Origin of the sequence: Sulfurimonas sp. RIFOXYD2_FULL_34_21 (assembly GCF_001830805.1) — a bacterium.
Lineage (GTDB): Bacteria > Campylobacterota > Campylobacteria > Campylobacterales > Sulfurimonadaceae > Sulfurimonas.
Genome location: NZ_MICH01000015.1, coordinates 207,233 through 219,533, shown reverse-complemented (window position 1 = coordinate 219,533; position 12,301 = coordinate 207,233). Strand labels below are relative to the sequence as shown.

Annotated in this window: 10 protein-coding genes; 6 read left to right on the top strand and 4 right to left on the bottom strand. The window is 35.2% G+C overall.

Translation table 11 applies throughout. The features are described from left to right. Window positions 1-8: 8 nt before the first annotated feature. The 6 genes from ilvA to A2530_RS11160 all read left to right on the top strand — a co-directional run bounded on the left by ilvA (window position 9) and on the right by A2530_RS11160 (window position 6,777). Window positions 9-1,211, top strand: a complete 1,203-nt coding sequence (gene ilvA / locus A2530_RS11185) for a threonine ammonia-lyase (RefSeq protein WP_294885297.1) — start codon at window positions 9-11, stop codon at window positions 1,209-1,211. A 3-nt stretch (window positions 1,212-1,214) separates the two neighbouring features. Beyond that, entirely contained in the window at window positions 1,215-3,341 is a 2,127-nt protein-coding gene (locus A2530_RS11180; protein WP_294885298.1) for a hypothetical protein, read from the top strand. Between the two features lie 79 nt (window positions 3,342-3,420). Further along, window positions 3,421-5,115 carry an acetolactate synthase large subunit gene (locus A2530_RS11175; protein WP_294885299.1) on the top strand — a complete coding sequence of 565 codons (1,695 nt, stop codon included), beginning with the start codon at window positions 3,421-3,423 and terminating at the stop codon, window positions 5,113-5,115. Further along, the gene (gene ilvN, locus A2530_RS11170) at window positions 5,115-5,588 is read left to right on the top strand and encodes an acetolactate synthase small subunit (protein WP_294885300.1); all 474 of its coding nucleotides are present in this window, start codon (window positions 5,115-5,117) and stop codon (window positions 5,586-5,588) included. The genes A2530_RS11175 and ilvN overlap by 1 nt, the downstream gene beginning before the upstream one ends. A gap of 15 nt (window positions 5,589-5,603) precedes the next feature. After that, on the top strand, window positions 5,604-6,554 hold the full coding sequence (gene lpxD / locus A2530_RS11165) for a UDP-3-O-(3-hydroxymyristoyl)glucosamine N-acyltransferase (protein WP_294885301.1): 951 nt from the start codon (window positions 5,604-5,606) through the stop codon (window positions 6,552-6,554). Window positions 6,555-6,573: 19 nt separating this feature from the next. Next, on the top strand, window positions 6,574-6,777 hold the full coding sequence (locus A2530_RS11160) for a hypothetical protein (protein WP_294885302.1): 204 nt from the start codon (window positions 6,574-6,576) through the stop codon (window positions 6,775-6,777). 8 nt (window positions 6,778-6,785) lie between these two features. Here A2530_RS11160 and A2530_RS11155 read toward each other — a convergent pair whose 3' ends face one another. From A2530_RS11155 to A2530_RS11140, 4 genes are all read right to left on the bottom strand, one after another. Next, on the bottom strand, window positions 6,786-7,952 hold the full coding sequence (locus A2530_RS11155) for a pyridoxal phosphate-dependent aminotransferase (protein ID WP_294885303.1): 1,167 nt from the start codon (window positions 7,950-7,952) through the stop codon (window positions 6,786-6,788). A gap of 76 nt (window positions 7,953-8,028) precedes the next feature. After that, window positions 8,029-8,730 carry a serine O-acetyltransferase gene (gene cysE, locus A2530_RS11150; protein WP_294885304.1) on the bottom strand — a complete coding sequence of 234 codons (702 nt, stop codon included), beginning with the start codon at window positions 8,728-8,730 and terminating at the stop codon, window positions 8,029-8,031. Between the two features lie 9 nt (window positions 8,731-8,739). After that, entirely contained in the window at window positions 8,740-10,569 is a 1,830-nt protein-coding gene (speA, locus tag A2530_RS11145; RefSeq protein ID WP_294885305.1) for a biosynthetic arginine decarboxylase, read from the bottom strand. Between the two features lie 9 nt (window positions 10,570-10,578). Next, on the bottom strand, window positions 10,579-12,297 hold the full coding sequence (locus A2530_RS11140) for an FMN-binding glutamate synthase family protein (protein ID WP_294885563.1): 1,719 nt from the start codon (window positions 12,295-12,297) through the stop codon (window positions 10,579-10,581). Between the last annotated feature and the right edge of the window lie 4 nt (window positions 12,298-12,301).

The window sequence follows — 12,301 nt, the reverse complement described above, 5'->3', positions numbered from 1 at the left end:
AGTTTTATTTGTTTGATGTAAAAAAAATTTATGAGGCAAAAGAGCGAATAAAAGATGTAGTAGTAGATACGCCCCTCTCTTATGCACCGCATTTAAGTGAAAGTTCCGGATGTGAGGTCTATCTTAAAAAAGAGAATCTTCAGGTTACAGGTGCATTTAAAATTAGAGGTGCGTATAACAAAATAGCTCTGCTAAGCGATGAACAAAAAACATGCGGAGTCGTGGCAGCAAGTGCAGGAAATCACGCGCAGGGCGTTGCTCTTTCAGCTTCAAAATTCGGTATAAAGGCAGTTATAGTTATGCCTGAATCAACACCTCTGACAAAAGTAAACGGCGTAAAAAAATATGGTGCAGAGGTTATTTTACATGGAACAAATTACGATGAAGCTTATGCTTACGCTATAAAGCATGGCGAAAAAAACTCACTAACATTTGTACACCCTTTTGAAGATGCCGATGTTATAGCAGGACAAGGTACTCTGGCTTTAGATATCTTAGATAGATGTGATAATTTTGATGCTGTTATTATTCCAGTTGGCGGGGGTGGACTTATATCAGGCATGGCGGCAGCATTTAAGAGCATAAACTCTAAAATAGAAGTTATTGGAGTTAGTGCTAAAGGTGCTCCTGCGCTTAAAAATTCATTTGAGCTTAAAACGGCAGTCGATAGTTTAAGCGTAAGAACAATTGCAGATGGGATAGCAGTTCGCGATACATCTACTATAACATTAAACTACATGTTAGAGAGTGTTGACAGATTTATAAGCGTGGACGACGAAGAGATAGCCAGTGCTATATTGTTTTTACTAGAGAAACAAAAACTTGTTGTTGAAGGTGCCGGAGCAGTCGGTGTCGCTGCACTTTTGCACAATAAACTTGAGCATTTAAAAGGTAAAAAAGTAGCAGTTGTTTTAAGCGGCGGAAATATGGATGTGACGCTTCTTTCTGTTATCATAGAAAAAGGTTTGTTAAAATCAGGCAGAAAAATGAAACTAACGGTTACACTTATTGATAAGCCCGGTTCACTTATGCGATTTACGCAGATACTTCAAGAGTTAAATGCAAATATTGTACATATTGCCTATGACAGAACATCTATATCGCTTGACTACGGCGATGCTAATGTAACTGTACATGTGGAGACAAAGGGCGAAGAGCATCAACAGATGATTTACAAAGTGTTGAAAGAAGAAAATTACATAAGAGATTAGAAAATGGATTATATAAAAAATAGTAAGTTTGAAAAAGCAGTAATAGATATAAAAATATTAGGCGATAATTACCTGCTAGTAAGTGATTCTGCTACAACCATAAGGTATTTGGACTATGAAACACTTGAAATAAAAAATCAATTAAAAGCTAATGCCGTTCATGAAAGATATGTTAACAATGTAGTATATCTCAGTCCGGATGCAGATTATCTTGCTCTTATAAGTACGGGAGCAAGAGAGTCTAAACTATATGATACAAAGACAAAAAAATTAATCGGTATGGTAAATAGACATCAAGGCGAAGTTTCATGTGTCGCTATTGACCCAAAAACAAAGTACATGTTCTCCGGTGGAGACGACGGGATTACGTTTGGAGTAGATATTAAAAGTGGGCAGTTGGCTTTTACGCTTCCTAGACATATAGATACTATAAACGATATAGCTTTTAGTAAAAGCGGACAGTGGGTTGCAACTGCTAGTTATGATAAAAACATAGCTATTTTCAATTTAATAACTATGACACCAAAAGATAGGCTAAAGGCTCACTCTGCACCTGTCGTAAAATTACAATTTTTAAGCAAAAATAGATTAATAAGTATAGATAAAAAGAGCAGTGCAATAGTTTGGGATATTATTAGCTCAAAAATAGTAGCAAGATTAAACGGCATACATGATGATGTTACGGCAATAGCGGTGGGATGTGATGAATCATTTTTATTTTTAGGAACAAAACTCGGTTATATTTTAGTTTATGATTTGAAAACATATGAGCAAATTTCAATGAAATATATAAAATTAGAGAGTACCGTTACAGCTCTTAATTTTGATGAAGCAAAAAACCATTTGTTGATAGGTACTGAAAATGGGGATCTTCTTATCTATGATATATTTGAAGATGAAAAAGCCATGTATGAGATGATTAGTTATAAAAAATATCATTTATTACAGGGATATATAGATAAAAATCCTCTTTTGGTTTATACAAAAGCATATTTGTCTTTTGACGAATTATGGGTAAGTACACTGCAAAAAGCTAAAGAGCTTATTGAAAGCGGGAACAAACAAGGTACCACAAAACTCTTTGAAGGCTTTATGGAGATTCCATCGAAAAAACAGCAGATTCAAAAATTATTGGCGCAGTATGCAGAATTTGATAAATTTTTACTTTTAGTTACTCAAAATAGATATGCTCTTGCATATCCGCTAGCAAACGTTAATCCTATTTTTAAAGAGACAAAAGCATATAAAACTATGGAAATGCAGTGGAAAAAAAGTATTTCAATAGCTCAAAAATATATGTTAAATTCCAATAATCATGAAAAAATAAAAGAGATTTTTGCTCCATATAGAGGTGTTGCCGAGAAAACTGCTATTATTCAAGATTTGATGGTCAATTCAGCACTGTTTAATAGATTTAAATCTGCATTAGTTCAAAAAAGTTTTAAATTGGCATTTGAACTTGCAAAAAAACATCCGTTTTTAAAAGAGACTGCGGAGTACAATGCGCTAATTAATTACTCGGATACTATCTATATGAAAGCAAAAAACTTTGAAAAATCAGGAGACACGCACGCTGCCGTAAAAATATATCGTATTTTAGTTGATTTTGAAGACTTCAAGGATGAAGCTAAAGAACTTATAGACGATATGGAACATCAGCATAAGTTTTACGCCGCTTTGGCAGAGAAGGATATTGCTACGGCATATAATATTTTAGATGATTCAGACACTCTGCAATATTCTCAAGAGGGTATGAAACTTGAAGAAGCGTGGGAAAATGATTATCTTACTGCAAGCAGATTTGCCGCAAAAGCCAGTGTTGATGGTGTAAAAAATACTCTTTTAAAATATATGAACATAAAATCAAAATTTATGGCTATTGCTACGGCTGTATCTTGGTGTTATATTACACAGTTAAATATTGCTCTAAAAAATAAAACAGAACAAAAAATTATAGAAAACGGAATAAAAAATTATATACTTTACTATGGTTTGAGCGATCAGATAACAACTTTTTTTACTGCATTTGTAAAAGAGTATCCAAATACAAAGTTAGTTTTAGAATCTCAGGTTCAAGGCTCTATTGAGGTTTGGAAACCATCCATGATAGTTAATTCAATATTAGATTAAAAAGTTGTATTCACTTTTAACTTATAATATAGTTCAATTTATATATAATTGGCGAATTTTTTAAAATAGGAGACTTTTCATGCAGATAAGTGGCGCGCAGATGGTCATTGAAGCTTTAATTGCAGAGGGTGTTGACACAGTGTTTGGCTACCCCGGCGGAGCAATTATGAATGTCTATGATGAAATTTATAAGCAAACTAATTTTAAACATATACTTACTAGACATGAACAAGCTGCCGTGCATGCTGCCGAGGGTTATTCAAAAGTAAGCGGAAAAGTCGGCGTTGCAATGATAACAAGCGGTCCGGGCTTTACAAATGCCGTAACAGGACTTGCAGATGCATATATGGATTCAATACCGTTAGTTGTTATAAGCGGGCAGGTTCCTATGAGCCTAATCGGCACAGATGCGTTTCAAGAGATTGATGCAGTCGGAATTAGTCGTTCATGCACAAAACACAACTATCTTGTTACGGACGCAAGTGATTTGCCAAGAGTTCTTAAAGAGGCTTTTTATATAGCAGCAAGTGGAAGACCGGGACCGGTACATGTTGATATTCCAAAGGATGTAACTGCACAAATAGCAGAGTTTGATTACTCTATAGAGTTAAATCTTGAGACATATAAACCACATGTAAAAGGTAATCCTCGTCAAATCAAAAAAGCGATGGAAGCGATATCAAAAGCAAAAAGACCAATCTTTTATTTAGGTGGCGGTATTATAAACTCGAATGCAGCTTATGAAGTAAGAGAGTTAGTCCATGCAACAGGTATTCCTGCCGTTGAGACATTTATGGCTAGAGGAACACTCTCGCATGATGATGAGTTGTTAATATCTATGCTTGGTATGCATGGAAGTTATGCTGCGAATATGGCTATGAGTGAGACTGATTTAGTTATCGGTCTTGGTGCTAGATTTGATGATAGGGTAACAGGCAAATTAGCTGAATTTGCTAAAAATGCTGGAGTTATACATGTAGATATAGACCCAGCAAGTATATCTAAGCTTGTAAATGCGGATTATCCGATAGTTGGCGATGTCAAAAATGTTGTTAAAGAGATGATTGAACTCTTATCCATGATTAATCCTACCAAATATAAGGCTTGGAGAGAGACGATAAGAAATTTTGATGAACTTCATCCTTTGACATATCACGAAGACAGTGAGAGATTAAAACCTCAATGGGTTATACAAAGAGTAGGCGAACTTTTGGGTGATAGTGCAAATATATCAACCGATGTCGGACAGCATCAGATGTGGACAGCTCAATTTTATCCGTTTACGCGTCCTCGTCAGTTTATAAGCTCTGGCGGACTCGGAACAATGGGGTTTGGTTTTCCTGCAGCTATGGGTGTAAAAGCGGCATGCCCTGAAAAAATTAGCATAAACTTTACGGGAGACGGCTCAATTTTGATGAATTGTCAAGAGTTGATGACGGCAGTTGAGAAAAAACTTCCTGTAATCAATATTATTTTGAATAATAATTTTTTAGGTATGGTTAGACAGTGGCAAACTCTTTTTTATAACAAAAGACATAGCGAAACAGACTTGAGCGTTCAGCCTGATTTTGTAAAACTTTCAGAAGCTTTTGGCGGTCTTGGCTATAGAGTAAACACAAAAGATGAGTTTGATGCGGCATTAAAAGATGCAGTTGAGAAAAATGTTGTTACTTTTATAGAGGTTATTGTTGAGAGACTTGAAAACGTTATGCCTATGGTACCTGCCGGCGGTTCACTGTTTAATATGATGTTATTAGAGAAGAAGGAGAAGTAATGGAAGCTAGCGAAAGAAGAGTTATCTCCGTTATTGTAGTAAATGAAGCGAGCGTATTGTCACGTATAACTGACCTTTTTTCGGGTCGTGGATATAACATTACGTCGCTTACGGTTGCTCCGATTCCTGATAGCAAATACTCAAGACTAACAATCGTAACATCAGGCTCTATTAGAGTTATAGAGCAGATAACAAAACAGCTTCATAAGCTTATACCTGTTTTAAGAGTTTATGAACATGCTGATTTAGTTGAAAAAGAGATGGCGTTGATTAAATTTCCTATCTCTGAAAATATTAGTGATATTGCCGCTTTATGTGCTGCGTACAATGGCAAAATCGTTAATGTAGGAGATAATGTATTTATTGCTATGGTTGCCGATGAGCCAAAAAGAGTTGATAACTTTTTAAAAATTATAAATAAATATAACCCAAAAGAGATAGTACGAAGCGGTGCGGTAGCCCTAGAGAGATAGCATAGGAGTTTGAAAGTGGATTTAAAAGAGATAGCAAAAATAATAGGTTGTGAATTTAGCCGAGATAGTTTTGAAGTAAATAGATTAAATACTTTAAAGGATGCTAAGCACGATGAGATCTCTTTTGTTGCGAGTTCTAAATATGTAAAAGATATTCAAAGCTCAAAAGCAGGTGCAATAATAGTCGATAAATCTACAAAAGAGTATGTTCCTAATGGGTCTATAGCATTAGTTGTGGATAACCCTTATTGGGCAATGGCTACAATTTCTAAATATTTTGCTCCGCCGATTGAAGATAATACTTTAGTTGAAGCGCAAATGGGAGAGGGAAGTGTTGTATCTCTAAAAGCTGAGATAGCGAAGGGCGCTACGATAGGCAAAAACTGTACAATTATGGCACATGTATATATAGGTACGAATGCCGTTGTCGGAGATAATACTGTTTTATATCCAAGCGTAACAGTTTATAGGGATTGTAAAATTGGAAATAACTGTATCATACATGCAAATACTACTATAGGAAGTGACGGTTTTGGTTTTGCAACAAACAAGCTTGGAGAACATAGAAAAATTTATCAAAACGGTAATGTTGAGATAGAGGATAATGTTGAAATCGGTAGTTCAACTACAATTGATAGAGCTGCATTTGGAACTACTCTTATAAAACATGGCGTTAGAATTGACAACCTTGTTCAAGTAGGTCATAACTGTGTGATAGGCGAACACTCCGTTTTGGTTGCACAAGCCGGAATTTCAGGCTCTACAACGATGGGAAGAAATGTTGTAATGGGTGGTCAAAGTGCTACTGCAGGACATCTAAGTATTGCTCCGTTTACTACAATGGCGGCAAGAAGCGGCGTTACAAAGAGCATCACTCAAAGCGGATTAACATTTGCAGGATTTCCTTTAATGGAACACAAAATATGGCTTAAACTTCAGGCTAAAATTGCTAGACTTATCAAATAAATAATACATAAGGATTTACATGTCAAAAATTATTTCATTAAATGGAACAAAAAAAGGTGTTATATCTATAGCTAAAATAGATGAACCGTATGGTAAAGGTACTCATAGTGTAGCTAGTATCGGGATATCTTTAGTAGGAAATGAGAGTGAACCGGAGTGGAAAGTTCATATTCCGCTTGAAAATATTGATGAAGTTATTCAAGCTTTAAATGAATTAAAGTAAGGTTGTCCTTACTTTAACTCTTGTACGAACTCTTCTATTCTTTTAATGCCCGTGCGGATACTCTCTATATCTGTCGCAAAGCTAAATCTAAAGTATCCTTCGCTTCCAAAACCTACACCTGGAACTACTGCAACGCCTTTTTTCTCTAAAAGCTGTTTACAAAATTCCATTGAGTCGTTGCTTATTTTTTTAATATTTACAAAAAGATAAAAAGCGCCGTCAGGTTTATAAACGCTAAGACCATCAATAGCATTAATAAGCTTTACAGCCTCATCACGGCGTTCTTTAAATGCAACTCTCATCATCTCTATATCAGTATCTGCCTCGCCGTTTAAACCGACTATCGCAGCTTTTTGAGTTATAGAGTTAATGTTTGAAGTGCTTTGACTTTGAAGTTTTTTGGTTGCTTGAATAATCTCAGTATTATGAGCAGCCATATAGCCGAATCTCCAACCGGTCATAGCAACAGATTTGCTAAGTCCATTTATGGTTATTGTTCTTTTATACATGTCATCGCTAACGGCAGCAGCAGAGGTAAACTTACCGTCATAAATAAGCTTTTCATACATCTCGTCACTTGCGACTATAACGTCAGTTCCCTCTAAAACTTTTCCCAATGCACTTAGTTCATCTTTTGTATAAACTGAACCGGTAGGGTTTGAAGGAGAAGTTAAAACTATCATTTTTGTTTTTGAAGTAAGTGCATTTTTTAATTGCTCAGGAGTAATTTTAAATGAATTCTCGTCATTAGTCTCTATTTCTACAACTGTTCCGCCAAAATATAGAACTAGCTCTGGGTACGTAACCCAGTAAGGAGCTGGGATAATTACTTCATCGCCTTTTTGGATTGTCGCTGCAAATAGGTTAAACAAAGAGTGTTTAGCACCATTGTTTGTTATGATTTGATTTGGAGCATAAGTTAAGCCGTTGTCTCTTTTTAATTTATTAGCTATAGCAACTTTCAGAGCAGGAATACCATCAACTGCAGTGTATTTTGTAAAGCCTTCGTTTATAGCTGCTATTGCAGCATCTTTGATTACTTGTGGTGTATCAAAGTCAGGTTCACCTGCAGAGAAGCTAAGAATATCTTTACCTTGTGCTTTTAACTCTCCGGCAAGTGTCGAAATAGCAATTGTAATTGATTCAGATAGTGTATTTACGCGATCTGTAAGCATAATTAACCCTTTTTAAAAATATAGGGCGAATTATACTAAAATAATTCTGTTTAATGTAATTTTTTGTATAAAAATTTTAGTTTTTCATCGCTTTAATAAATGATTCATAAATTTTTTCAAGCTCCAAATCTTGTTCAAGTAGCTGTTTATTATCTTCAACCAAGATGTGTTCAAGTACTGCGACACGCTTGAGCATATATTCAAACATCTCTTTATTTATATCAGGAAGCATATTGTGCATAAGAGGGTCTTTACATCTCCCTTTCTCAATAACATGTGCAGGAATACCGATAGCAGTAGCATTGTTTGGAACAGCTTTTACAACAACGGAATTTGCACCTATTTTTGCATACTCACCAATAGTAATATTTCCTAGAACTTTTGCTCCTGCACCTAAAACGGCACCTTTTTTTACGGTAGGATGTCTTTTACCTTGAGTTAATGAAACTCCGCCAAGGGTAACACCTTGATATATTAAAACATCATCCTCTATAATTGCAGTCTGCCCTATAACAACACCTGTGCCATGGTCTATAAATACTCTTTTACCGATTTTTGCACCAGGGTGTATATCAATGTTCGTAAGTATTTGAGTTAAACCCATTACTATTCTTGCGAGACTTTTAAAATTGGAGATATATAGTTTATGTGCAACTCTATACCAAGCAACAGCCCAAACTCCCGGATAATTAAATAAAAAATCAAGTTTAGAGTTTAGTGCCGGATCATTTTTATAAGCGTTTGAAAAATCTTCTTTGATTTCAGCATAAAGTCCCACTGCTAACTCCTAATTTGTAGTTCTTAAATAGCCGTTTTGTTGTAAAAACAGCTCTAATTTTGCAAGTGTATCATTTTTTTCTTGTTCTGTAATAAAGTCAGAATTTGACAAATCATTTTTAAGTTTATTTGATAGTACGCTAACGTTATATCCGAGTGAATCCAATATATCTAAGATGCTTTTTGATTCAACCGCATTTTTAATCTCGTACGAATACTCATCAATGGTAATTGTATATTCGCTAGGATGCGTAAATAGATTGTGATTCATACCTAAAGTTTCTTGATAAGCACCGACATTAAAAAATCCTAAGAAATAGTCCTCTTCATCCAAATTAACATCATGTAAATATAAAGGTTTGTCAGGATTAAAACCTATCTCTCCGTCGCTATCACATGTAATATCCCAAAGTGATGCTGCTCGTAGAGGTGTCGTATTTAGGTGATGAAGCGGCATAACCGGAAAGTGTTGATTTAATCCCCAATAATCAGGTAAGCTTTGAAATATAGAAGCGTTGATAAGGTAACGCTCTTGAAGTTTTACCTGCAATTGTGCTAACTCATCTGTCGGATTTGATGATTTTAAATAAAGTGCTCTTTTTATAATGCTGTGAACTAAAATTTCAGCATTTGAGCGGTCTTGCAAATCAATATAACCTAAGTCAAATAACGTAAGTACAGACTCCATATGATCAAGAGCATCGTGAAGATACTCTATACAGTTTGTATTGTTTAAAAGTTTATTTAACTCAATAAGCTCCTCTATTAGAGGCGGATTTGTTTTTTTGAAATTAAGCAATTTTTCTTGAAAGTCTTGCGTAAAAAGCTCTAAAACAGGAGTTATGAGTACAGCATGCGAAGCTACAATAAATCTTCCTGATTCAGTAAAAATATCTGGATGCGTAACATTTTTGGCATTCATAATTTCGCCAAGCAAGAAAACAACACTGCTTGAAAACTCATCTATTGAATAGTTGCGAGAATTTGATAGTGTATGTTGGTCATACTCTACTGCCAAACCGCCTCCGATATTTATACTGTTTAACTTTGATGCACCCATTTTTTTAAGTTCTGCATATATATTTCCGGCTTCACGAAGAGCTTTTTTAAGAGGTGCTATATCGGACATTTGTGAACCGATATGAAAATGAATCATGCTTAGATAATCTAACAGATTCGCTTCTCTAAGAAGAGTAATTGCTTCAATAATCTCTGTTGATGTTAAACCAAACTTTGCGTCCATACCGCCGCTTTTCGCCCATATACCGCTTCCTGTACTATGTAGTCTTACTCTAATACCGATATTTGGAACTTTTAGACTACATTCGTTTGCAACTTCTATGATAGTCTCAAGTTCGCCCAGACCCTCTATGGTAATCGTAATGTTATGTCCGCTTTGAGCGGCAATAAAACCAAGGGTAATCATCTCCTTGTCTTTAAAGCCGTTTACCGTTATGCTTGCTCCTGTGGGAGTTTTGCTCATAGCTAAAATCAATTCTGCTTTTGAACCTGCTTCCAGACCGTAGTTAAATTGTGCGCCCTGTGAAGTAATAGCTTCAACGGCATGTGGAAACTGGTTTACTTTTAGAGGAAAAACAGCGTTAAAACTCCCTTTATAGTTGTTTTGTTGTATAGCTTTGTCAAAGTATGAATAAAGAGTTCTTATTTGACTCTTTATTAGATGAGGAAACCTAAGTAAAATAGGTCCTCTTACATCGTTTGAACGAATCTCTTCTACTATTTGCAATAGAGAAGGCATACATTTGTAATTTAATTTTATTTGACCGTCTTCAATTATAAAATTTTTATTAGACCAAATATCTAGACCGAAATTATCCATACTATTATCCTATACATGTAATTTGTGATGAAAATATTTATCAATGTCAAAATATATTTCACCGCTTCTATTTTTAAAAGTAAGATTTGATTTACTAAGCTTGCTTATATGATTTACGCCCATAACTGCTAAAACCACCTTCATTCCTTTGATTAGATTGATATGGTAGTTACCTATCTCTTTACCCTCTTTTATTACAAGGTAAGAAGCTCTCTTCTTCTCATCTTGCGTTGCCATTCCGACTGGGCATACATGTGAACCGAAACCTGAACACATTCTAGCTCGAATACATCCGCCGCTCATCATAAAACCTCTGGCAATACCTACTGCGTCAGCTCCCATACACATCGTTATGATTATATCATCCGGAGTTAGTATTTTTCCACTTGCTATAATTTTTATATCTTGTCTGATATTATGTTTTTTAAGAATAGTGTCTAAAATGTATAAAGCATTGTTAGTTGTCAGTCCCACAGACTCCATAAGTTCAAGAGGCGCCGTAGCACTTCCTCCTTCTCCGCTGTCGATAGTTATAAAATCAGGTATATTTCTTCCTAAAAGCTTTCTTGATGCAATTTCGCATACCAGCTCTTCAACAGCATTTGCATCTGATATTACAATTTTAAAACCAACTGGCTTTAAAGAAAGTTTTTGCAATCTCTCGACAAAATCAAGAAGATGAGAAGTAGTATCTGCATAGGGAAATCTGTTTGGCGAAAAAACATCTTTACCCTCAGGTACGCCTCTATAATAAGCTATATCTGCGCTAACTTTAGCACCTGCTAGTTTGCCGCCGGTCTGTTTTGCACCTTGAGCGATTTTTATCTCAGTCATACGACAAAACTTCATTATTTTTTGGTATTTCATTTCATCAAATTTTCCATCTGTGTCACGTACGCCGTATAATCCTGAACCCATTTGAAATATTATATTTGGTATATCGGAAGGCACCTCTTTTGGAAAAGATTCTAAAGAAGCACTCCAGTTAATGCGAAAAAGTACATGAGATATTGTGTCGTATATATAAGTGTTTTGGGTTTTTTTATTTAATAAAATAGTTCTATACAGCTTTAGAGCAAGGGCTCTGTTAAATAGTCTGTTTACTGTCTTAAAAGCTAACTCTGAAATTGGAGAACTTTTGACAATCTCAAGGTAGTCACAGTTTTTCAAATCAGGCTTATGTGTAAAAAGATGATTTGAAGTAAGAGAACCTTCCCCTGTATTGATAGTTAAATCTGTTTTTGCACCTGCAATAGAAAAAGCACGTATTGCTTCAGGACTTAGCGCGCCGTCGCTCATAGCTGAACGTATAACAGGCGTATGAGACACAAACGGTATCTCTCTATCTTTGCCAAATACTACGCTAGTATCTTCGCTTACTTCATTTTCATTTAATACATTATTTGAATGTTTTATAATAAATCTGGAGCCTGAGAACGGTTGTGAAACTGAAAATGATTTATAGTTTGGAACATTTTTGGCAGCTTTATAAACCCAATCAACTTTATCTTTTGAGTCATAAAATGTCTCATCTGCAAAATATTGGCGAAGAGGTTCTCTTAATGCTTCAAAAAAGTATCTAAATCTTCCAATTACCGGATAGTTTATAAGCAAGGCATGTTTGCGTTGAACATATTTGTCATAAATATACAAAAAAACTACGCCTATAAAACCGATTAAAATAAAAAATTCTATAAATTCAACAAATATACTCCACAAATAATGCATTGCT

What these genes read in the sequence shown, in the direction of transcription:
- A2530_RS11180 (WP_294885298.1), top strand. Translation starts at nt 1,215, where the DNA reads ATGGATTATATAAAAAATAGTAAGTTTGAAAAAGCAGTAATAGATATA.
- A2530_RS11175 (WP_294885299.1), top strand. Translation starts at nt 3,421, where the DNA reads ATGCAGATAAGTGGCGCGCAGATGGTCATTGAAGCTTTAATTGCAGAG.
- ilvN (WP_294885300.1), top strand. Translation starts at nt 5,115, where the DNA reads ATGGAAGCTAGCGAAAGAAGAGTTATCTCCGTTATTGTAGTAAATGAA.
- A2530_RS11160 (WP_294885302.1), top strand. Translation starts at nt 6,574, where the DNA reads ATGTCAAAAATTATTTCATTAAATGGAACAAAAAAAGGTGTTATATCT.
- A2530_RS11155 (WP_294885303.1), bottom strand. Translation starts at nt 7,952, where the DNA reads ATGCTTACAGATCGCGTAAATACACTATCTGAATCAATTACAATTGCT.
- speA (WP_294885305.1), bottom strand. Translation starts at nt 10,569, where the DNA reads ATGGATAATTTCGGTCTAGATATTTGGTCTAATAAAAATTTTATAATT.
- A2530_RS11140 (WP_294885563.1), bottom strand. Translation starts at nt 12,297, where the DNA reads ATGCATTATTTGTGGAGTATATTTGTTGAATTTATAGAATTTTTTATT.